Genomic DNA, 22,000 nt, shown 5'->3' on the forward strand with positions numbered 1-22,000 from the left:
GCATAAATCCCCCAAGTTCCCCCGTTGCCTCAGGGCCCCCGCCCTGAGGTAAAGAAAGTACCAATGACGCGCATAGAAGGTCAACTAGATGTTTTCTTGGGTTGGTTGATTTCAAGCCAGCCATATGCGTACTGGCGGCAGATATGTCGTCCTCCCGCATCCCGTACGGCATTGAAGTGGGGCAAAATGAGCAGAGGGACATGTCTCGCTTCCGGTATGTCTGCCGTCGCGCCCACTGGGTAGGGCTGCGGTAACCCGCCCGCACGCCCGACACGACCAAGGAGGCCCACCGTGGCCGCAGCATCGGCATCGCTTCCGCGCCCGGCCCGCTCCAAACGCACCCCGGAGCCGGCCGCCGACCTCACACCCGACCTGTTCTTCCTCGACTCCGAGGGAGCCTGGGCCGAGACCCCGCTGACCAGCGAACCGCCGCTGGCCGACGCCGAACCCCTCACGAGCGAGCCCCCACTCGCCGACGCCACCCCGCTCACCAGCGAGTCCGCCACCATGGACGCACCGCTCACCAGCGAGGCCGGCATGATCGGCGACCCGATGAGCGGTGAGGTCGCCCCCTTCGCCGACCCGGACTCGACGAGGCCCTAGATGACCGCACCCCGGCCTGCCGACACCCTCGGCGAGGACCTGTCCCGGCTCGCCGAACTGCACGGCGTCGCCACCGCCTACAGCCCCTCCCCGGACCGCGCGGTCCCCGCCTCGGCCGTCGCGGTCGTCGCCGCGCTGGCCGCCCTCGGCGTCGACGCGAGCACCCCGCAGGCCACCGCCGCGGCACTCGCCGCCCGCCGACAGGAGCTGGCCGAACGGCTGTTGCCGCCCACGATCGTGGGCCGGTACGGCGGTACGCCCGCAGCGCTCGACGCGCTGCCCGAGGGCACCGTGCTGCACATCGAGACCGAGCAGGGCGAGGTGCGGGCGAGTGCCGAGCAACTCCCGCCCGGCGTCCACCACTTGACCGCCACCGCGCCGGACGGCCGGAGCGCCGAGGCCCAACTCGTCGTCGCCCCTGACCGGTTGCCCGCGCCCGCGGAACGGTCGTACGGGCTGATGGTGCAGGTGTATTCGCTGCTCTCGCGGCGCTCCTGGGGCATGGGTGACCTCGGTGATCTGGGTGAACTCACCGCCTGGGCCGGGCGATCGCTCGGGGCCGGGTTCGTCCAGGTCAACCCCCTGCACGCGGCCGTGCCCGGCGCGCCCACCGACCCGTCGCCGTACCGGCCGTCCTCGCGCCGCTTCCCCGACCCGGTGTATCTGCGGGTCGAGGACGTCCCCGAGTTCGCCTACGTCGAGGAGGGCGAGCGGGAGCAGCTGCGCGGACTCCTCGCGCAGGCCGGGCGACTGCGTGAATCCGTCCTGGACAAGGGCGCGTTGATCGACCGCGACGCCGTGTGGGAGCTGAAGCGGGAGGCGCTGGAACTCGTCCGCGAGGTCCCCCTCGGACCCGGACGACGGGCCGCCTACGTCGACTTCCTCGCCCGCGAGGGCGAGGCGCTGGAGGACCACGCCACCTGGTACGCGCTCGCCGAGGTGCACGGCTCGAACTGGCGGGAGTGGCCGGCCGCCCTGCGCGACCCGCGCTCACCCGAAACCGCCCGCGCCCGGGGCGAGTTGATGGACCGCGTCGACTTCCACTGCCGCCTCGCCTGGCTCACCGACGACCAGCTCACCGCCGCCCAGCGGGCCGCGCGGGACGCGGGCATGCCGATCGGGGTCGTGCACGACCTCGCCGTCGGGGTGCATCCGGACGGTGCCGACGCCTGGGCGCAGCAGGAGTATTTCGCCGGCGGCATGTCGGTCGGCGCGCCCCCGGACGCCTTCAACTCCCTCGGCCAGGACTGGGGTCTGCCCCCGTGGCGCCCCGACCGTCTCGCCGAGTCGGGCTACGCCCCGTACCGCCGCCTGCTCCGCGCGCTCTTCCGCTACGCCGGCGCCCTCCGCATCGACCACGTCATGGGCCTGTTCCGCCTCTGGTGGGTCCCGCAGGGGCACCCGCCCACGGAAGGCACCTACGTCCGCTACGACGCCGAGGTCATGCTCGCGATCCTCGCGCTGGAGGCGTCCCGCGCCGGGTCGGTGGTGATCGGCGAGGACCTCGGGACCGTGGAACCGGGTGTCCGCGAGACCTTGCAGGAGCGGGGGGTGCTCGGCACGTCGGTGCTGTGGTTCGAGCGGGACTGGGAGGGCGACGGGCGTCCGCTCGCGCCGGAGAGCTGGCGGGCCGACTGCCTGGCCACCGCCACCACCCACGACCTGCCGCCCACCGCGGCCCGGCTCACCGGCGAACACGTCGAACTCCGCGACCGGCTGGGCCTGTTGACCCGGCCGGTGGAGGAGGAACGGATCGAGTCCGCCACCGACGTGGGGGAGTGGCTGGCGCTGCTGTCCCGGCTCGGCCTCTACGAACACGCCACGGGCGGCGGCCGTCCCGCGTCCGAGGAGGAGGCCGAGATCCACGCCGTCCACCGTTTCCTGCTCCGCACCCCGGCCCGGATGATCGGCGTCTGGCTGCCCGACACCGTCGGCGACCGGCGCCCGCAGAACCTGCCCGGCACGTGGGACCAGTATCCGAACTGGCGCCTGCCGATCGCCGATGCGGAGGGCCGGCCGGTGACGCTGGAGGAGTTGGCCGCCTCGCCGCGGCTGCACGCGCTGGTGGATGTGCTGCGGGCGGGGTCGGACGAGGGGACGGAGGCCGGTGAGGAAGAGGGCCCGTGAGGGGCGTGCGCCCCATACGGCACCCCCGGGCGCGCGGCGCGTTCGGGCGTTCGCTACTTTTGCGGTGTGGACAAGAAGAACGCCCTGCGCGCCGGTGCCCTGGCTGCCGGTACGACGCTGATGATGCTGCTCATGACGTCCCCCGCGCTCGCGCTCACCCGCGACGACGGTGACGACCCGGGCCATGGCCTGAGTGTCGCCGAGACGCTGGGGCTCTATGTCCTGATCCCGCTCGCCCTGTTCGCGGTCATCGCGGGCCTGGTCATGGCGCTGGACAAGTCCAAGGACCGCGCGCCGAAGGCCAAGTCCGGCAGGACCGGCACCGCCGTCGACGCCAAGGTCTGACCTCACGTTCTCCGGAAGGCGTCCGCACCACCCATCGCGGTGAGGCGGGCGCCTTCGGCATGTCCGCTTCCGCTTCCGCTTCCGCTTCCGGTCACGGGCTCGGTGCCGTCAGGTAGCGCTGGAGGGTGGGCCCGAGCCAGGCCACGATCTCCTCGCGGGCCAGCGCGACGGTCGGCGGGAAGCGCAGTACGTAGCGCGTGAGCGCGAGCCCCAGGAGCTGGGCGGCGACCAGCCCGGCACGCGCCGGCGCCTGCTCCGGGTCGGGGCACGCCTGCCGCGCGACCGGCATCAGCTGATCCCGGAAGATCCCCTGCATCCGCTCGGCCCCGCCCTTGTTCGTGGCGCCGACCCGGAGCATCGCCGTCAGCTCCTCGTTCTCCTCCCACATGGCGAGGAAGTGCGTGACCAGTGCCCGCCCGACCTCGCCCCGCGGGGTCGAGGCCAGGTCCGGCAGCCGCAGGTCGTAGGAGACGGCCGCCGCGAACAGGCCCTCCTTGTTGCCGTAGTAGCGCATCACCATCGACGGGTCGATGCGCGCGTCCTTGGCGATGGCGCGGATGGTCGCGCGCTCGTAGCCATCGGTGGCGAAGCGCTCGCGCGCGGCTTCGAGGATGGCGGTGCGGGTGGCGTCGGAGCGGCGGGGGCCGGGGGTGCCGTCGGTGGTGCTGTCGTCCATGCCAACGAGCGTAGGCCAACACGTGTTGACAGTCCAGGGAACGGGTTTTATGTTGGCCAACAAGCGTTGGCAAACAAGTGTTGACCCTAGGAGGTCACCGTGAACCGCACCGTCATCGTCGTCGGCTCCGGCCCCACCGGACTGCTCCTGGCCGGTGACCTCGCCGCCGCCGGCGTCCCGGTCACCCTGCTGGAGAAGCGCCCGCGGAAGATCAGCAACCTGTCCCGCGCCTTCGTCCTGCACGCCCGCGCCCTGGAGCAACTCGACGCCCGCGCCCTCGCCGACGAACTGGAGGCCATCGGCCAACCCCTCGACCGGCTCCGCCTGTTCGGCCGCCTCACCGTCGACCTGACCACTCTCCCCTCCCGCTTCAACCACCTCCTCGTCCTCCCGCAGTACGAGGTGGAGAAGGTGCTGCTGCGGCGCGCGGCCGAGGCGGGGGTCGACTTCCGCTACGAGACCGAGATGACCGGGCTGTCGCAGGACGCGGCCGGTGTGACCGTCGAGGTACGTGGGCCGGGCGGGGTGGCCGAGTCGCTGCGTGCCGCGTACGTCGTGGGCGCCGACGGGATGCGCAGCGCGGTGCGGGACGCCGTCGGGCTGCCCTTCCCCGGTCACTCCGTCATCCGTTCCGTCGTCCTCGCGGACGTGCTGCTCGACGAGAAGCCCGAGACCCTGCTCACCGTGGCCACGGTCGGCGACGCCTTCGCCTTCATCGCGCCGTTCGGTGACGGCTACCACCGGGTCATCGGCTGGAACCGCGCGCACGACGTCGCCGACGACGAGCCCCTCGACCTCGACGAGGTCAGGGAGATCACCCGGCTCGCCCTCGGCCGTGACTTCGGGATGCGCGACGCCCGCTGGATGTCCCGCTTCCACAGCGACGAACGCCAGGCGCCCGCCTACCGGGTGGGCCGCGTCTTCCTCGCGGGCGACGCCGCGCACGTCCACACACCGGCCGGCGGCCAGGGCATGAACACCGGCCTCCAGGACGCGGCCAACCTCGGCTGGAAACTGGCCGCGGTGATCGACGGCCACGCGGCCCCGGACCTCCTCGACACCTACCAGACCGAGCGCCACCCCGTCGGCAGGTCGGTCCTCCGCAGCAGCGGCGGCATCGTCCGCCTCGCCATGGCCAAACGCCCCTGGACCCTCGCCCTGCGCGCGGCCCTCACCACGGTCCTCGACCACGTGGCCCCGGCCCGCCGCAAGGCCCTCGGCCAACTCACCGGCATCGGCTACACCTACCCGGCACCCCGAGGCGCCCACCGCCTCGTCGGCACCCGGGCCCCGGACGTGACCCTCGCCGACAACGGCCGCCTCTACGAGGCCCTGCGCGGCGGCCGGTTCGTACTGATCACCCCGGAGCCCTACGAGGACCAGGACACCCGCAAGGACCGGCTGACGGTGGAGCGCTGGGCGAGCGATCGTCGTACGGCGTTGCTGGTGCGGCCCGATGGGTATGTGGCGTGGGCCGCGGATGCCGCGGACCGGAAGGAGATCGACGTGGCGCTCGCCGAGTACGTCGGCTGAAAGGTGCCGTAGGAGACGGGCGGTTCAACGGGGCCGTCAGGAGCGGGAGTTGGGCTACCGCTCCGTCGAGGTCAGCAACTTCCGGAGCAGATCGGCCAGTTGGGCGGCCTGGTCGGGGGCGAGGCCGGAGAGGGCCGCTGTCTGGGTGGCGAGGCCTGAGCCGACCGCCTCGTCGATCAGGGCCAACCCCTTGTCTGTCAGGGTGACTTGGAGGCCGCGGCGGTCGTGCGGGTCGGGGGAGCGGCGGAGGAGGCCGGCGCGTTCCAGTTTGTCGAGGCGGCCGGTCATGCCGCCGGTGGTGAGCATCAGGGTCGCGGAGAGCTCGCGCGGCGAGAGCGTGTAGGGCTCGTCGGCGCGGCGCAGGGTCGCGAGGACGTCGAACTCGCCGCGCGAGATGCCGTGCGGGACGTACGCCTTCTCCATGCGGTCGCCCATGGCCCGGGCCAGCCGGAAGATCCGCCCGAAGACCTCCATCGCGGCGGTGTCGAGGTCGGGCCGCACGGCCGCCCACTGCTCGACGATCGCGTCGACGGGGTCCTTGTCGTTCATGGGGTGAGTATCCGCCGGTCAGTGGGTCGGTCGCAAGAAAGTGGATCAGCGGTCAGTGGGTCACTGGTCAGCGGATCACCGGTCAGTGGCTTGACGGTAACTAGCTTATGGCTAAGCTAGTTACCAGTGACCTACTTCGGAAGGTGTCTCCCATGGCCAGTCGTCCGGTCCTGACGGCCGCCCTCACCGCCCTCGCCCCCATCTCCTGGGGCACCACCTACGCCGTCACCACCCAGTTCCTCCCGCCCGACCGCCCCCTCTTCACCGGCCTGATGCGCGCCCTCCCCGCCGGTCTCGTGCTCCTCGCGCTCGCCCGGGTGCTGCCGCGCGGTGCCTGGTGGTGGAAGGCGACGGTGCTCGGCGCGTTGAACATCGGTGCCTTCTTCCCGCTGCTGTTCCTGTCGGCGTACCGGCTCCCGGGCGGCATGGCGGCGGTGGTCGGCTCGGTCGGGCCGCTGATCGTCGTAGGCCTCTCGGCGGTGCTGCTGGGGCAGCGGCCCACGGCCCGGAGCGTGCTCACCGGTGCCGTCGCGGCCTTCGGCGTCAGTCTCGTCGTACTGAAGGCGGCCGGTGCGCTCGACCCGGTCGGCGTGCTCGCGGCCCTCGCGTCCACCGCCTCGATGTCCACCGGCACCGTGCTGACCAAGCGGTGGGGCCGCCCCGACGGCGTCGGCCCGTTGGCCCTCACCGGGTGGCAACTCACCGCCGGCGGGCTGCTGATAGCCCCCGTCGCCTTCCTGGTCGAGGGGGCACCGCCCGCGCTGGACGGCCGGGCGGTCGGCGGTTACCTGTACCTCGCGCTGGCCAACACGGCGATCGCGTACTGGCTCTGGTTCCGCGGCATCGGCCGGCTCTCCGCGACCCAGGTCACCCTCCTCGGCCCGCTCTCCCCGCTGACCGCGGCCGTCGTCGGCTGGGCGGCGCTCGGGCAGGCGCTCACGGCGGTGCAGGTGGCGGGGATGGCATTGGCGTTCGGGGCGACGGTGTTCGGGCAGATCGGTACGCGTACGCCTCCTGTTCCCGTTCGGGAGGTAGCGTCACGCGGGAATGTCGTTACGCAACGCCGCGCGGCGACATCTGTAACGCAACGCTCGTGACGCATCGCTCGTGACGCAACGCCGGAGGCGCTCGTGGCCGAAGACTCCTGCCCCAGTTGTGGCAAGCCGCTCACCGCACGGGCGGGCCGTACCGGCCGGCGTTCCGTGTACTGTTCCGCCGCCTGCCGACAGAAGGCCTACCGGGAACGGCAGGGCGGCGGTGGCGGGGTCGGAGTCGACGGGCTGATCAAGGAGATCGGGCGGCAGGTGGAGGAGCTGGTGCTGCAGCCGCCTTCCGTCTTCTACTCCGGCGTGACGGAACTTTCGTCGTCCGTCGCGCGGCTGAGGCGGGTGGCGCGGACGGCGCGGGACACCGCCCAGGAGCCGACCCGGGAATCCGTCACACGGACGCCCGTCACGGAAGCCCCTGCCGTCCCCCAAGTCCCCGTCGACGAAGGCGACTTCGCGGCCCTCGTCGAGTCCCACCGCCGGGAGATCCAGGTCCACTGCTACCGCATGACCGGGTCGTACGACGACGCCGAGGACCTGGTGCAGGAGACGTTCCTGCGGGCCTGGCGGGCCCGGGACACCTTCGAGGGGCGGGCCGGTGCCCGTACCTGGCTGTACCGCATCGCCACCAACGCCTGCCTGGACTTCCAGCGCCGTACGGCCCGCCGCCCCAAGCGCTACGAACCGTTGCCCGGCATGAACCACGGCGGCGGGGAGCCGCCCGCCCGCATCACGTGGCTACAGCCGTACCCCGACGACGAGTTGCCCTCCGCCGAGGAGCAGCCGGAGGCCGCCGCGGTCTCCCGCGAGACCCTCGAACTGGTCTTTCTGGCCGCCGTCCAGCATCTCCCGCCGCGCCAACGCGCGGTGTTGGTGCTGCGGGACGTCCTCGGGCTGACCGCCGTGGAGACCGGCGAGGCGCTCGACATGACCGTGGCCTCGGTCAACAGCGCGCTGCAACGGGCCCGCCCCACCCTGCGCGACCGCCTTCCCGGCCGCCGCGCGGACTGGACGACCGACGAGCCCACCGAGCACCAACGCACCCTGGTCAAGCGGTACATGGCCGCCGCCGAGCGCCTCGACCTGTCCGAGGTCGCCGCGCTGCTCAGCGAGGACGTCACGCTCACCATGCCGCCGAACCCGTTCTGGTTCACCGGCCGCGATGCGCTCGTGGAGTTCTTGAGTGTCAGTCTCGACGCCAACTCGCCCATGTTCCTGGGGCATTGGCGTCACCTTCCCGCCCGCGCCAACGGGCAGCTCGCGGCCGGGGGTTACGTCCGTCGCCCCGGTACGACCGTCTACCGCGCCCAGGTCCTCGACGTGCTCCGCTTCGGCGCCGACGACCGGATCGTGGAGATCACGTCCTTCGAACCGCACCTGTTCCCGGCCTTCGGACTGCCGCTGAGGCTGTGACCGACGAGAGGTGAGCGGTGACCGATGAGTGGTGGACCCCGCGTGCGTCTGTATGACCGACTCGAACGACACACGACCCGCAAGGAGAACCACCATGCTGCTCACCGACAAGACCGCGGTCATCTACGGCGCCGGCGGCTCGATCGGCGGTGCGGTCGCCCGCGCCTTCGCCGCCGAGGGAGCCCGCGTCCACCTCGTGGGACGCACCCTGGAGACGCTGGAGGCCGTGGCAGGTGACATCAAGGGCATCGGCATCAAGGACGCCGAGGTCGCCGTCGTCGACGCGCTCGACGAGACGGCCGTCACGGAACACCTCGCCCGCGTCGGCGACATCGACGTGTCCTTCAACCTCGTCTCGCGCGGCGACGTCCAGGGACTGCCGATCACCGACATGCCCGTCGACGCCTTCCTGGCGCCGGTGATCAACGGCACCCGCGCCAACTTCATCACCGCCCGCGCCGCCGCCCGCCGCATGGCCGAACGCGGCTCCGGCGTCGTCCTCACCCTCAACAGCGGTTCCGCGCACGGCAGTCCGATGATGGGCGGCACCGGCCCCGCCGACGCGGCGACCGACAGCCTCGTGCGCAACCTGGCGATGGAACTGGGCCCGCGCGGCGTGCGCGCCGTAGGACTGTGGGCCGCAGGCATCCCCGAGACCCTGACCGTCGAGAAGCTCGGCAAGGTCAACCCCGACCTCAACGAGGCCGCGATCCAGGGCATCCTCGACCACCTGTCGAGCCTGCGCATGACCCGCCGCAACCCCACCCTCGCGGAGATCACCGCGACCGCCGTCTTCCTCGCCTCGGACCACGCGGCGAGCATCACGGGCACGTTCGTGAACGTCACGGGCGGGATGTTCCCGGGCTGAGGGCGGGCCGGGTGGGGTCGTCCGTCCCCGGGGTCCCTCTTGACACGCCGTACTCCTGGAGCTCCCATGAGGAAGTTCAACAGCCCTACAGGCAAAGGGAGTTGGCAGGGTGGCGAAGGGGAGAACCGGCGCGCGGACACCGCTCGTCCCGGGCGCGCCGTATCCCGGCGTCGACGAACTGGAGCGGCAGGCCCGCGCGTTGGTCGCCCGGGCGCCCGGGGTGCTGCGCCTGCGCGTCGTGGGGGAGAGCCGGGCCGGGCGTCCGTTGTGGCTGCTGTCGGCCGGGCACGGGGACCGGCAGTTCCTGACCGTCGCGGGCGCGCACGCCAACGAACCCGTGGGCGGGGCCTCCGCGCTCCGCCTGGCACGGCTCTTCGCGCGCCGACCGCACTACCTCCAACTGCTCGGCTGCACCTGGCACTTCCTGCTCTGCCTCGACCCGGACGGAGCGCACCTCGCGCAGGGCTGGCAGCCGGAGGAACCGGAGCCGTCCCTGGAGGAGTGCCACCACACCTTCTACCGACCCGAGTTCGCCGGCCAGCCCGAGTCGATGCCGGCCCGGGGCGAGGGGCGAGAGCCGCTGCCCGAGTCCTCGGCGCTGGTGCGGCTGCTCGACGAACTGCGGCCCGCCGCCCAATTCACCCTGCACGGCATCGAGTTCGGCGGCGGCTTCGTCATGCTGACCGAGGATGTCCCGGGCGTCGCCGACGCCTTCCGGCACACCGCGGCCCGGCTGCGGATCCCCCTCGTCCATCACCCCCTCGACGGCCTCGACTGGCGCCCGGAACCGCCCGGCGTCCTGGTGCTGCCGTCGGACCGGGGCACGGGCGAACGCGACCAGAGCGGCTTCGTCGCAGAGAGCACCTGGCTCCATCCCCGGCGCTACGGCACCCTCACCGCCCTCGTCGAGGCGCCCGCCTGGGCCGTCGCCGCGACGGGCGACCCGAGGCCGGCCGCCGACCCGGCGGGGGAGACCGCGCGGGTGAGCGAGCTGCTCCTCGACCGGACCCGGCAGCTCACCGCCGTACTCGGCGGGCGGGCGCTGGACCGTGTCCCCGAGGAGCTGAGGCCGCTGCGGGACGCGGGGCTGGAACTCGTCGACGTCTCGCCGTCCATCGCCGACACCTGGGCCGCCGAGGAACTCCCCGCGCACGAGGGCCACTTCGCGACCCTGGGCGTCTCCGCCCGCCGGGTCCCGCTGCGCGCGGCGGCCATGCTGCGCCGCGCCCTCGCCCGCACCGACCCCGACGCCTGCGAGACCCTCGGGAACCTGGTGCACGAGTGGTGCCGGGAACTGCGCAAGTCCTACGACCCGCGCTGGGTGCCCGTGGCCGTACAGACCGGGCTGCATCTGAGAACGATGCTCGACACCGCCCGGCTGCTGTGCGCGGAGGGCGGGCGTACGGAGGGTGGGTACACGGAGGGCGGGTGACCGACCGGGTCACCCGCCCTCCGTGCAGTCTTGCCTAGTGGTCGGCGGCCGCGTCCGCCGCCTGGGCCTTCAGCGCGCGCTCGACGCCCGAGCGGGACTCCGAGACCAGGCGGCGCAGGGCCGCGTTGGGTTCGGCGGTCGTCAGCCAGGTGTCCGTGCGGTCCAGGGTGTCCTGGGAGACCTGGATCGACGGGTAGAGGCCGATCGCGATCTGCTGGGCGATCTCGTGCGACCGGGTGTCCCAGGCCTCCTTGACCGCCGCGAAGTACTTCTCCGTGTACGGCGCCAGGAGTTCGCGCTGGTCGGTCTGGACGAAGCCCGAGATCACCGCTTCCTGAAGGGAGTTGGGGAGCTTGTCGGACTCGACGACCTGCGCCCAGGCCTCCGCCTTCGCCTCCTCGGTCGGACGGGCGGCACGGGCGGTCGCCGCGTGGCGCTCACCGGCGGCCGTCCTGTCCCGCTCGTACTCGCCGGCGATCTCCGACTCGTCGAACCGGCCGACGGACGCGAGGCGTTCGACGAACGACCAGCGCAGCTCGGTGTCGACGGCCAGGCCCTCGATCGTCTGGGTGCCCTCCAACAGGGCGTCCAGCAGGTCGAGTTGCTCCGGGGTGCGGGCTGTGGACGCGAACGCGCGGGCCCACGCCAGCTGGTGGTCGCTCGCGGCCTCGGCGGAACGCAGGTGCGCCAGCGTGGCGTCCGTCCACCGGGTGAGCAGGGCCTCGCGGGCGGCCGGGTCGGCGTACAGCTCGATCGCGAGCTTCACCTGCCGCTGGAGCGACTGCACGACACCGATGTCGGACTCCTTGCCGATGCCCGACAGGACGAGCGACAGGTAGTCACGGGTGGCGAGTTCGGCGTCCCGCGTCATGTCCCAGGCCGAGGCCCAGCACAGGGCGCGGGGCAGCGAGGACTCGAAGTCGCCGAGGTGCTCGGTGACGAACGCGAGGGACTGCTCGTCGAGGCGGACCTTCGCGTACGACAGGTCGTCGTCGTTGAGCAGCACCACGTCCGGGCGACGCTTGCCCACCAGCTGCGGTACGGCGGTGAGTTCGCCGTCCACGTCCAGCTCGACACGCTCGTCGCGCACCAACTTGCCGGTGTTCTCGTCGAGTTCGTACAGGCCCACCGCGATGCGGTGCGGGCGGAGAGTGCCACGCGGCGGAGCCGCATCATCAGATGCAGTGCCCTTCGCGCCGGCGGGCAGGGCCGGGGCCTCCTGGCGGATCGCGAAGGCGGTGATGACACCGTCCGCGTCCGTCTCGATCTCCGGGCGCAGGATGTTGATGCCGGCCGTCTGGAGCCACGCCTTCGACCAGGTGCTCAGGTCACGCCCGGAGGTCTCCTCCAGCGCGCCCAGCAGGTCCGACAGACGGGTGTTGCCGTACGCGTGGCGCTTGAAGTACGCCTGCACGCCCGCGAAGAACTCGTCCATGCCGACGTACGCGACGAGCTGCTTCAGGACGCTCGCGCCCTTGGCGTACGTGATGCCGTCGAAGTTGACGAGGACGTCGTCCAGGTCACGGATCTCGGCCATGATCGGGTGCGTGGACGGGAGTTGGTCCTGCCGGTACGCCCACGTCTTCATCGAGTTGGCGAACGTGGTCCACGAGTGCGGCCAGCGCGAGTCGGGGGCGTAGGCCTGGCAGGCGATCGAGGTGTACGTGGCGAACGACTCGTTCAGCCACAGGTCGTTCCACCACTCCATGGTGACCAGGTCGCCGAACCACATGTGGGCCAGTTCGTGCAGGATCGTCTCGGCGCGCACCTCGTACGCGGCGTCGGTCACCTTGGACCGGAACACGTACTGGTCGCGGATGGTCACCGCGCCCGCGTTCTCCATCGCGCCCGCGTTGAACTCCGGGACGAACAGCTGGTCGTACTTCTTGAAGGGGTACGCGTAGGCGAACTTCTCCTGGAACCAGTCGAATCCCTGCCGCGTGACCTCGAAGATCGCGTCCGAGTCGAGGTACTCGGCGAGCGAGGGCCGGCAGTAGATGCCCAGCGGCACGCTCTGCCCGTCCTTCTCGTACACGCTGTGCACGGAGTGGTACGGCCCGACGATCAGCGCGGTGATGTACGTCGAGAGGCGCGGCGTCGGCTCGAACACCCAGGTGTCGTCCCGGGGTTCGGGCGTCGGGGAGTTGGAGATGACGGTCCAGCCGGAGGGCGCCTTCACGGTGAACTGGAAGGTGGCCTTGAGGTCGGGCTGCTCGAAGGCCGCGAACACGCGGCGGGCGTCCGGCACCTCGAACTGGGTGTAGAGGTAGGCTTGTTGGTCGACGGGGTCGACGAACCGGTGCAGCCCCTCACCGGTGTTGGTGTAAGCGCAGTCGGCGACGACGCGCAGGACGTTGGGCCCCTCCAGCAACCCCGCGAGCGCGATCCGCGAGTCCTTGAAGACCTCGTCGGGGTCGAGCGGGTCGCCGTTCAGCGTCACCTCGCGGACGGCCGGGGCGACCAGGTCGATGAAGGACTCGGTGCCGCCCTCCGTCACATCGAAGCGCACCGTCGTCGCGGACCTGTAGGTCCCGCCCTCCTGCGCGCCGGAGAGGTCGAGATCGATCTCGTACGAGTCAACGGTGAGCAGCGTTGCCCGCTGCCGCGCCTCTTCGCGAGTCAGGTTTGTGCCAGGCACGCGGTCATCTCCTCGTTATGTGTGGGTTGCGCCATCCTTCCACGGGAGCTGCGGGAAGCGCGATGTCCGTATCCCGCCGGTGAGCGGGGCGGACGAGCGCGAGCCTGGTGCCATGACGACGTACACGCCACGACCCATCGACCCGACAGTCCTGAAGGAGCTGCGCTCTGCTGACGACGCGGGGCGCGGAATGGTTCCCGTACTCGATGAGGAGGGCGCCGCTCCGCTCCGCTGCTGTCTGCGCCGCAGCGAGCCGGGTGAGCGGATCGCCCTCGTCTCCTACGCCCCGCTGCGGCGCTGGGCTGCGGAAACGGGCGCCGAGCCCGGGGCGTACGACGAACAGGGCCCGGTGTTCATCCACGTGGAGGAGTGCGCGGGGCCTGCGGCCGGCTCCGGGTATCCCTTCGCGAACGCCCACCGCGTGCTGCGCCGCTACTCGGCCGAGGGCCACATCCTGGGCGGCGAGCTGGTCGACACCCTCGACGACGACGCCTTCGCCCGGGCGTTCGCCGATCCGTCCGTGGTTCTCGTCCACGTCCGGGCGGTGGAGTACGGCTGCTGCTTCTACGAGGTACGCCGGACGGGCTGAATGGTCAGCCCCTCCGGCGTTTGAGGAGCGGGGTCCGGGGCGGAGCCCCAGAAGGATGGGACGGGTAGGGGCGGCGGGGGCGAGGAAAGCCCGTCAGCCCTTCAGCTCCGCCGCCACCAGCTCCGCGATCTGCACCGCGTTCAGCGCGGCGCCCTTGCGGAGGTTGTCGTTGGAGATGAACAGCGCGAGCCCGTGCTCGACCGTCTCGTCGGCGCGGATGCGGCCGACGTAGGACGGGTCCTGGCCGGCCGCCTGGAGGGGGGTCGGGATGTCGGTCAGGGCGACACCGGGGGCGCCGCCGAGCAGCTCCGTGGCGCGCTCGACCGAGATGGGGCGGGCGAAACGGGCGTTGACCTGGAGGGAGTGCCCCGAGAAGACCGGGACGCGGACGCAGGTGCCGGAGACCTTCAGCTCGGGGATCTCCAGGATCTTGCGGGACTCGCTGCGGAGCTTCTGCTCCTCGTCGGTCTCGTGCAGGCCGTCGTCGACGATCGAACCGGCGAGGGGGAGCACGTTGAAGGCGATGGGCCGCTTGTAGACCTGCGGCTCGGGGAAGTCGACCGCCGAACCGTCGTGGGTCAGCTTGTCGGCGTCCGCCACGACCTTCAGGGCCTGGCCGTGCAGCTCGGCCACACCGGAGAGCCCGGAACCCGACACCGCCTGGTACGTGGCGACGACCAGCGCCTCAAGGCCCGCCTCCGCGTGCAACGGCTTCAGCACCGGCATCGCGGCCATCGTCGTGCAGTTCGGGTTGGCGATGATCCCCTTGGGCCGGTCGACGATCGCGTGCGGGTTCACCTCCGACACGACCAGCGGGACCTGCGGGTCCTTGCGCCAGGCGGAGGAGTTGTCGATGACGACCGCACCCTGCGAGGCGACCTTCTCGGCCAGTGCCTTCGAAGTCGCGCCGCCCGCCGAGAACAGCACGATGTCGAGCCCGGAGTAGTCCGCGCTCGCCGCGTCCTCCACCGTCACGCCGTCCAGGACCGTCCCCGCCGAACGGGCCGAGGCGAACAGACGCAGCTCGGTGACGGGAAAGTCCCGCTCCACGAGGATCCTGCGCATGACCGTGCCGACCTGACCGGTGGCTCCGACGATTCCGACCTTCACGGCGACTCCCTTTGCGTGCGTTCTACGTGGTCCAGCGCTTCCATGATGCGTCTCACCCGTGCCCGCCTGTCCAATCCTTTCGCCGCCCGGCCCGAGGAGTGGGATGCGACACCGGACCGCCCCCGGCCCGATCCTGCGGCGACGGCTCCGCGCGCTGCGAGAAATCCGCCCCGCACCGGTCCCGGACCGCAAGCCGTCCGGCCCGCCGGTGTGATCCACGCCTCTGCCCGCCGCCGCGGAAAACTCCTCCCCGCCCGGCCGAACGTTTCCGCCCGCTCCCGCGTCGTAGAGGAAACGCGGTGAGGGGGTGGCTTGTGCTGCGCAGAAAGGCCCGCCGGGTCCAGGAGGACGATCCTCTGGACGCGGCCCAGGAACGCCGGGTACGGGCGGTGCTCGCGCTCGGCGGCGTACCGCAGGCGGATCTGCCGGACGGCGTCCAGCAGGTACGGCTGCGGTTGCTGGAGCGGGCGGCGAAGGGCGACGAGGCGCCGCGCGACGTCTCGGCGTGGGCGGCGGTCGTCGCCTCGAACCTCGCCATGGACTGGCATCGCGCCAAACGCCGCCAGGAGCGGGTGGGGGAGCGGCTGGCCTCCCTGCGCCAGCTGGAGCACCCCTCCGGCGAGGACACGAGCGTCCTGTCCATGGCGGTGGCGCGGGGCCTGGACGAACTGCCCGACCAGCACCGCCAGGTCCTCGTCCTGCGCTTCTACGCCGACCTGCCCGTGCGCGGGATCGCCGAGGAACTCGGCATCCCGGAAGGCACGGTCAAGAGCCGGCTGCACTCCGCGGTCCGCGCCCTGCGCGACCGCCTGCACGAGGACGAGGTGGTGTGACGTGGCCGCGGAGCGCAATGAATACGACGGCGTGGACGCGCTGATGGCCGCGATCACGGACGAGCCGCTGCCGCAAGGAGCGGACGCGGACGCCGAGTTCATGGCCGAGCACCGGGTCGCCACCGCCGAAGTGGCATTGCTGCGCGAGCAGTTGGGGATCATCGGGGAGGCACTGTCGGCACCCCCGGCACCGGAACCCGTGGTGCGGGCCCGCCCGGCCCGGCGCCGCCGTCCCGCCCTGCGCGTCCTCGCCTACGGCACGCTCGCCACGGCCGTGATCGCCGGGATGGTCACCGGGCTCGCCTGGCTCGGGGCCCACAACGGCGGCGTCACCGCCGACTCCTCCTCCGCCCAGAGCAAGTCCGACGCCCCCGCCAAGGTGTCCGGCGACGGGCCGGCGCCGTCCGACCCGGAGCTGGCGCTGGCCTGCGACCGGCTCGTGGTCGAGGGCACGGTGGCCGAGGTGGAGACGTACGTGGACGACCCCTGGAGCCGGATCGTGCTGACCGTGATCCGCTCCTACAAGCCCGCCGAGGGACCTTCCCAGGTGTCCTTCCTCCTCGACGGCGGAGCGGACCCGAAGCCGCACAAGGGCCAGCACGTGCTGGTCGAGGTCGGCCGGGGCCGGCAGAACGCGAGTCTCTGGGCCGTCGGCGACACCCGCGTCGCCGTGAACCGCGCCTGGATCCTCAAGGCCCTGCCCGGCTCCCGCACCACCACCTGCCCCGCCGACTGAACACGAAAGGGGCGGGCGCCCGTACGGACGCCCGCCCCCTCACCGCCGTATCCCTGTCAGGGCTACGACGTGACCTTCTCGATCTTCACGCTGCCCAGCCCCGCGACCGTGCCGCGGGCGTTGACCAGCTGGACCTGGCCGAAGAACTCGCGTCCCTCGGGAGCCGGGGCCAGGGCGGTGACGCTGCCGGAGACGGTCGCCGAGGCGCCCGTGGCGAGCTTCACCGGCGTCGAACCGTCGACGGTGACCGTGCCGAGCGCCGGGGAGAAGAACACGTCCCGGTAGTCGTACGCGGTCGAGCCGGACGGCACCGAGTACCCCGCGACCTCGACCGTGTAGGTACCGGCGGCCGGGTTGGCGATGGAGACGGCCTCCTCCGAGTCGCCGTCGGCGGAGGTGCCGACGACCGTCCCGGCGGCGTTCTTCACCGTCAGGTCCAGGTCCGCCGCGGTGTCCGAGACGTTGCCGATGGCGACGTCCAGGGACGTGGCACCGGCGGGCACGTCGACCGTGGTGGTCTGGGTGACGCCCTCGGTGATGGTGGGCCGCGCGGTCAGCGAGGAGCCGAGCGGGCCGCCCTTCAACGTGCCGGTGAGAGCCGCGTAGTTGTTCGTCACCTTCCAGGAGGCGGTGGCCGGGACGCCGACCTTCGCCTCGGGCACGGTCACGGTCTCCGGGTCGAAGGCCGCGCCGAGGACGGTGGCGTCCAGCTTGTACGGGTTGTCGAGCAGCGGCGAGGTGCGGCGCGCCTCGACCTCGATCTCCCAGACCCCGGCCTGCGGGTCGGCGTACGACCGTACGTCGGGCTTGCAGCCGTTGCCGTCCAGGTAGTTGTTGTAGCAGTACGGGGTGCCGGTGTCCTCGACCGGAACGCCGTACGGGTGGATCGAGATGAACCGCGTCTGGCTCTTGTCCTTCAGCCCGCTCATCGCGACCTCAAGGGCCTTGGCGCCCGCCGGGACGGTCACGAAGTACGACTGGGTGCTGTTGCGCTGCACCGAACTCGCGGTGGAGTAGGTGTAGTTGACGGGCGAGGCGACCACGACCGTCGTGAGGACCTGCTTGTCGAGGCCCTCGGTCTTCGGGTCGTCGACCTCCAGGATCGCGCTCTTGATGCCCGAACTCCTGGGCGCCGCCTGCACCTTGACCGTCACCGGCTGGTTCAGCGGGAGCTTGACCTCGTCCGAGCCGACGATCCGGAAGGTGTTACCGGCGTTGTTCTCGAAGTGCAGCTCGTGCCGAACCGCCTTGTCCGCACCGGTGGTTCGCGTGATGGTGATGTCGTACGTCTTCTTCGCGCCGGCCTTGAGGCCGCCCTCGCGGTCGTAGAGACCGGTTCCGAAGCCGGGCGTCTTCAGCGCGTAGTCGATCGCCGTGTCGACCGGAGCTTTCACCGTGTACTCGTGGGAGGTCGCGCCGTCCTTGATGGACTTCCACGCGTCCACGATGTCGATGAGGCCCGCGCCCTCCTCGTACGCCTGAACACCCTTGATGTGATCGGCCGTTGAGGTCAGCGCCGTGCGCAGGGTCGCCGGGGTGAGGGCGATGTGCTTCTGCTTGGCGGCACTCAGCAGCAGCGCCGAGGCGCCGGCGGCCTGCGGGGAGGCCATCGAGGTGCCCTGGAGCATCGAGTAGCCGGCCGGCAACGTGTAACCCGCCTCGGCGACCGGGGAACCCGGCAGCCAGGTCTGGGTCGAGTTGATCGCGGCGCCGGGCGCGACGAGCGTCGGCGTGAAGCCGCCGTCCTCACGCGGACCGCGCGAGGAGAACGGCAGCAGCTGGTACGAAGTCGCCACCTGCGAGCCGTAGTTGGCCGCCCAGGTCTGCTTCGAGATCGAGGCGCCGACCGAGATCACCTTGTCGGCAAGACCGGGGTCGCCGATCGTGTTGGCGCCCGGACCGGAGTTGCCGGCCGAGATCACGAGCTGCACGCCGTACGTGTCGATGAGGCGCGTGTACAGCTCGGCGCGCGCGTTGTTGCCGTCGTTCAGCGCGGGCAGGCCGCCGATCGACATGTTGACGATGTCGACACCGCGGTTGGCGACGAGGTCGATCATGCCCTCGGTGAGCGCCACGTTGGTGCAGCCGCCGGTCCAGGTGCAGGCGCGGGACGACACGAGCTTCGCGCCGGGCGCCTCGCCGTTCATCTTGCCGCCGAACAGGCCGTTGGCCGCGGTGATACCGGCGACGTGCGTGCCGTGCTCGGACTCGATGACACCGATGTTGACGAAGTCGGCGGTCTTGCCGACCCATGACCCGCCGTACGGGTCCATCGGGACGTCCTTGCTGATCTGCACGACGAACGGCTGCCGCTCGACGACGTCCGTCGCCGGGTTGTCGGTCCCGAAGTAGCCGACCTGGTAACCGTCCTTGTACGGCTTCATCGGGGTGTCGTCGCTGAAGTTCTGGTTGTTGTTCAGGTCGACCGTCACCGTGCCGGCCGCCGGGTCGTACAGGACACCCCACGCGTCGGTGGTGTCACCGTCACGGTTCGCGTCGCCCGCCGCGTCACCGCCGGTGGTGTACGACTCCTTGAACGTGCTGATCTCGTACGACCCCGCCGGCGCAGTCCAACTCGTGCCGCCGTAGGTGAAGTTAGGACCGGAGACGGCCGTCACCATCGGGCGCCAGGTCTGGTCGCCGTCGACGATCGGGTCGGTCGAGGTGACCCAGTCGACGATCTTGCGCTCGCCGGTGGTGGTCTTCTGAAGCGCCGGGTGGCCGAGGTCGACGCCGGAGTCGAGGATGCCGATGGTGATGCCGCGGCCGTCCGCCTTCGGGTTCTTCTTCACGAAGTCGACGGCGCCCGTCTCGAACGACGGGTTGTACGGGTTCTCGGCGGGGGTGCTCTTGCTCGGCCCGGAGTAAGTGGCCTTGCTCGTCGCCTTGTCGGCGCCCTTGGCCGTGTCCGCGCTCGGCGTCGGGTCGTCGAGGGCGATCTCCTGTCGGAGGTCGATGGCGTGCACCGAGGACAGCTTCGCGGCGGCGGCGATCGCCGAGTCCGCCCTGCCGGTCGGGACGGTGGCGCGGACGTAGCCGAGCTTGTCGTAGGTGCGGCCCACGGAGCCGCCCTTGACCGCGTCCAGCTGCTGGGCGACCTGCTCGGTCGCGCCCGGCGCGGTGGCGATCATCATCGTGACGTTCTTGTCGCCGTCGGCCTTGGCCGTGGCGAGCAGATCGGCGTCGTCCGAACCGAGCTTGGCGGCGGCGGACTTGACCGTGCCGTCCGCGGGTGTGGTCGCGGACGGAGAGTCGGCGGAGAAGGCCATGGGTATCGGCCCGGCCGCGGAGAGCGCGGCGACGAGACCGGCGGCCACGGATATTCGGGCCACGCGTCTCTGGTGGGAGAGGGTCATCGGCATCCCTTGTAGGTGAAGAATCCAGTGCCGGACGAGGGCACAGCTTTACCCAAGGGACGGTTGTTTGGGAAGTGTTGACCGAAACGCTATGAACGTATGGGGAAAACCCCCTATTCGCTCCCGGGGTTCGAACGTGCGTAGTGACGGGACGCCTTCGCGCGGTTGCCGCAGGCCGCCATCGAGCACCAGCGGCGGGTGCCGTTCCGCGACGTGTCGAAGAAACGCAGGACGCACGCCTCGTGCGCGCAGCGGCGGATGCGGTCCGGGGCGGTGGAGAGCAGCTCCAGATAACTGCGGGCGGCGAGCCAGCCGGGCCCCCACCTGGGGTCCTCGAACTCGGGAATCTCGCCGGGCCCGTCGGCGGTGAGGGTGGCCCGGATGCGTCCCATGCCGAGTACGGCGTCGAGGTCGTCCGTGCGGCCGTCGTCGAGGGCCGTCTTCAGCGCGCCGCGCGTGATGTTGAGGTGCGTCAGGGTGATCGTGTCGGCCGCGAACCGCTCGTCGAGCCCGTTCGACCCGAGCCACACGGCGAGCCCGCCCGGGACCGTGAGCAGATCCTGTAGGGCCCCGTCCCGCATCCACCACGTGTTGAGCAGGTCGAGCGCGAGCGGCTCGCCGATGAGCGGCCGGGGGTCCTCGATGAGGGGCGTCGGCTTCGACTTGGGCTTCGGCATATCGGGTGCCTCTCTTCTGATCTAACCGGTCAAGAGTACGTGACCGGTTGACGCTCCTAACTCTAACCATTAACGTCACTTACAACGGTTAGATTTTGGGAGGGCTTCGCATGACCCTGCACCTCGGCCACATCGGCCTGAACGTCACCGACCTCGACCGCTCGCTCGCCTTCTACCGCGACGTCCTCGGCTTCGCGGTCCTCGCCGAGGGCAAGGAGGACGACCGCCGGTACGCGTTCCTGGGCGACGGCGACGGCGACGGCGACGACGGCCGCCCCGTCCTCACCCTCTGGCAGCAGGCACAGGAGCCGTACACCGACGACCGCGCCGGCCTGCACCACCTGGCGTTCGCGGCCGACTCGATCGAACGGGTCCGGCGATACGAGGAGGCGCTCAAGGCCTACGGCGCCGAGTTCGCGTACGAGGGCGTGGTCGCCCACCGCGAGGGCGCGGCCTCCGGCGGCATCTTCTTCCACGACCCGGACGGCACCCGCCTGGAGATCTCGGTGCCGACCGGCGCGGAGGACGCCCCGACCCCGACCTCCGACGCCCCGACCTGCGGCTTCTTCTAACCATGGGCGCCTATCACGCGGGCTCCCGCACCGTGCAGGACCGGGTGGGGGTACGCGAACTCGCCGACCACGTCGGCCGGATCATCGGCCAGGGCATCAAACCCGTGGCCGCCGCCTTCCTCGAACTCCAGCCCCTCCTGATCCTGGGCGCGGCAGACCCGGCGACGGGCCGGGTATGGGCCTCCCCGCTCACCGGCACCCCCGGCTTCGTACGCGCGACGGGCCCGCACCAGATCTCGATCACGGGCGCCACCCGCCCCACCGACCCCCTCACCCCGGCCCTCACCGAGGCGCAGGACCTCCCGGTCGGCACGATCGCCCTCGACCCCCGCACCCGCCGCCGCATGCGGGTCGACGGCCAACTCCGGCGCACAGCACAGGGATTGGCGATCGAGGCGGAACGAGTGTTCGCCAACTGCCCCAAATACATCCAGCGGAGAGAGTCCTACGAGACCATCGCCGACCGCGAACCCGCCCCGCCCCGGCGCAGCACCGAACTGACCACCTCCCAGGCCGAGTTCATCGAGGCCGCCGACACCTTCTTCCTCGCCACCGTCCACGAACACGGCGCCGACGCCAGCCACCGGGGCGGCAACCCGGGCTTCGTACAGGCGACTTCACCCAACGAGCTGACCTGGCCGGACTACCCGGGCAACGCCATGTTCCTCAGCCTCGGCAACCTCCTCACCGACCCCCGCGCCGGCCTCCTCTTCCTCGACTGGAACACAGGCACGACCCTCCAACTAACCGGCGAGGCAAGCCCGGAGTTCGGGCAGGCCGGCGAACGCAGGGTGCGTTTCACCCTCACCGAGGCAGTCGAGACCCCCGCCGCGATCCCACTCCGCTGGTCCGCCCCCGAGTACTCCCCTGCCAACCCAACCCGGGCGCGTTGAGCGC

19 protein-coding genes are annotated in these 22,000 nt (G+C 71.3%); 13 read left to right on the forward strand and 6 right to left on the reverse strand.

Annotation, left to right across the window (positions count from 1 at the left end; genetic code table 11):
• Positions 1-291: 291 nt before the first annotated feature.
• The 3 genes from OG194_RS30740 to OG194_RS30750 all read left to right on the forward strand — a co-directional run bounded on the left by OG194_RS30740 (position 292) and on the right by OG194_RS30750 (position 3,075).
• Positions 292-603, forward strand: a complete 312-nt coding sequence (locus OG194_RS30740) for a hypothetical protein (protein WP_327404032.1) — start codon at positions 292-294, stop codon at positions 601-603.
• A complete protein-coding gene (malQ, locus tag OG194_RS30745; RefSeq protein WP_327404033.1) occupies positions 604-2,730 on the forward strand; it encodes a 4-alpha-glucanotransferase in 2,127 nt (708 codons plus the stop codon).
• Between the two features lie 66 nt (positions 2,731-2,796).
• Complete coding sequence (locus OG194_RS30750; protein ID WP_327404034.1) at positions 2,797-3,075, forward strand: hypothetical protein; 279 nt, start codon at positions 2,797-2,799, stop codon at positions 3,073-3,075.
• Positions 3,076-3,166: 91 nt separating this feature from the next.
• On the opposite strand, the gene OG194_RS30755 is transcribed toward OG194_RS30750, so the two are convergent.
• Positions 3,167-3,751 carry a TetR/AcrR family transcriptional regulator gene (locus tag OG194_RS30755; protein ID WP_327404035.1) on the reverse strand — a complete coding sequence of 195 codons (585 nt, stop codon included), beginning with the start codon at positions 3,749-3,751 and terminating at the stop codon, positions 3,167-3,169.
• A gap of 99 nt (positions 3,752-3,850) precedes the next feature.
• Between OG194_RS30755 and OG194_RS30760 the strand changes: the two genes are divergently transcribed.
• Positions 3,851-5,284, forward strand: a complete 1,434-nt coding sequence (locus OG194_RS30760) for an FAD-dependent monooxygenase (RefSeq protein ID WP_327404036.1) — start codon at positions 3,851-3,853, stop codon at positions 5,282-5,284.
• A 54-nt stretch (positions 5,285-5,338) separates the two neighbouring features.
• Here the strand turns inward: OG194_RS30760 and OG194_RS30765 are convergent, their stop codons facing one another.
• Positions 5,339-5,833 (reverse strand): MarR family winged helix-turn-helix transcriptional regulator, encoded by a 495-nt coding sequence (locus OG194_RS30765; protein ID WP_327404037.1) that lies wholly within the window; start codon positions 5,831-5,833, stop codon positions 5,339-5,341.
• Between the two features lie 152 nt (positions 5,834-5,985).
• On the opposite strand from OG194_RS30765, the gene OG194_RS30770 reads away from it, so the two are divergent.
• The 4 genes from OG194_RS30770 (at position 5,986) to OG194_RS30785 (ending at position 10,592) form a co-directional block, all read left to right on the forward strand.
• A complete protein-coding gene (locus OG194_RS30770) occupies positions 5,986-6,930 on the forward strand; it encodes an EamA family transporter (RefSeq protein ID WP_327404038.1) in 945 nt (314 codons plus the stop codon).
• 33 nt (positions 6,931-6,963) lie between these two features.
• Positions 6,964-8,292, forward strand: coding sequence for a sigma-70 family RNA polymerase sigma factor (locus tag OG194_RS30775; protein WP_327404039.1), 1,329 nt, complete (start codon positions 6,964-6,966; stop codon positions 8,290-8,292).
• Positions 8,293-8,386: 94 nt separating this feature from the next.
• A complete protein-coding gene (locus tag OG194_RS30780; protein ID WP_327404040.1) occupies positions 8,387-9,160 on the forward strand; it encodes an SDR family NAD(P)-dependent oxidoreductase in 774 nt (257 codons plus the stop codon).
• Positions 9,161-9,269: 109 nt separating this feature from the next.
• Entirely contained in the window at positions 9,270-10,592 is a 1,323-nt protein-coding gene (locus OG194_RS30785) for a M14 family zinc carboxypeptidase (protein WP_327404041.1), read from the forward strand.
• Positions 10,593-10,626: 34 nt separating this feature from the next.
• Here OG194_RS30785 and pepN read toward each other — a convergent pair whose 3' ends face one another.
• Entirely contained in the window at positions 10,627-13,230 is a 2,604-nt protein-coding gene (gene pepN / locus OG194_RS30790; RefSeq protein ID WP_327404042.1) for an aminopeptidase N, read from the reverse strand.
• 112 nt (positions 13,231-13,342) lie between these two features.
• Here pepN and OG194_RS30795 point away from each other — a divergent pair, with 112 nt between their 5' ends.
• Positions 13,343-13,819: a DUF1203 domain-containing protein gene (locus tag OG194_RS30795; protein WP_327404043.1), complete on the forward strand. Its 477-nt coding sequence runs from the start codon at positions 13,343-13,345 to the stop codon at positions 13,817-13,819.
• A gap of 93 nt (positions 13,820-13,912) precedes the next feature.
• Here the strand turns inward: OG194_RS30795 and OG194_RS30800 are convergent, their stop codons facing one another.
• Positions 13,913-14,929, reverse strand: a complete 1,017-nt coding sequence (locus tag OG194_RS30800; protein ID WP_327404044.1) for an aspartate-semialdehyde dehydrogenase — start codon at positions 14,927-14,929, stop codon at positions 13,913-13,915.
• A gap of 314 nt (positions 14,930-15,243) precedes the next feature.
• Here OG194_RS30800 and OG194_RS30805 point away from each other — a divergent pair, with 314 nt between their 5' ends.
• The gene (locus OG194_RS30805) at positions 15,244-15,762 is read left to right on the forward strand and encodes a sigma-70 family RNA polymerase sigma factor (RefSeq protein ID WP_327407258.1); all 519 of its coding nucleotides are present in this window, start codon (positions 15,244-15,246) and stop codon (positions 15,760-15,762) included.
• Position 15,763: 1 nt separating this feature from the next.
• A complete protein-coding gene (locus OG194_RS30810) occupies positions 15,764-16,498 on the forward strand; it encodes a hypothetical protein (protein WP_327404045.1) in 735 nt (244 codons plus the stop codon).
• Between the two features lie 62 nt (positions 16,499-16,560).
• On the opposite strand, the gene OG194_RS30815 is transcribed toward OG194_RS30810, so the two are convergent.
• Together OG194_RS30815 and OG194_RS30820 are read right to left on the reverse strand one after the other, a co-directional pair.
• Positions 16,561-19,854: a S8 family serine peptidase gene (locus tag OG194_RS30815; RefSeq protein ID WP_327404046.1), complete on the reverse strand. Its 3,294-nt coding sequence runs from the start codon at positions 19,852-19,854 to the stop codon at positions 16,561-16,563.
• A gap of 113 nt (positions 19,855-19,967) precedes the next feature.
• Positions 19,968-20,531, reverse strand: coding sequence for a CGNR zinc finger domain-containing protein (locus OG194_RS30820; protein WP_327404047.1), 564 nt, complete (start codon positions 20,529-20,531; stop codon positions 19,968-19,970).
• 110 nt (positions 20,532-20,641) lie between these two features.
• Here OG194_RS30820 and OG194_RS30825 point away from each other — a divergent pair, with 110 nt between their 5' ends.
• Together OG194_RS30825 and OG194_RS30830 are read left to right on the forward strand one after the other, a co-directional pair.
• Complete coding sequence (locus tag OG194_RS30825) at positions 20,642-21,103, forward strand: VOC family protein (RefSeq protein ID WP_327404048.1); 462 nt, start codon at positions 20,642-20,644, stop codon at positions 21,101-21,103.
• A gap of 2 nt (positions 21,104-21,105) precedes the next feature.
• Entirely contained in the window at positions 21,106-21,996 is an 891-nt protein-coding gene (locus tag OG194_RS30830) for a pyridoxamine 5'-phosphate oxidase family protein (protein WP_327404049.1), read from the forward strand.
• The last annotated feature ends 4 nt before the right edge of the window (positions 21,997-22,000 follow it).

The organism is Streptomyces sp. NBC_01288 (assembly GCF_035982055.1).
GTDB lineage: Bacteria > Actinomycetota > Actinomycetes > Streptomycetales > Streptomycetaceae > Streptomyces.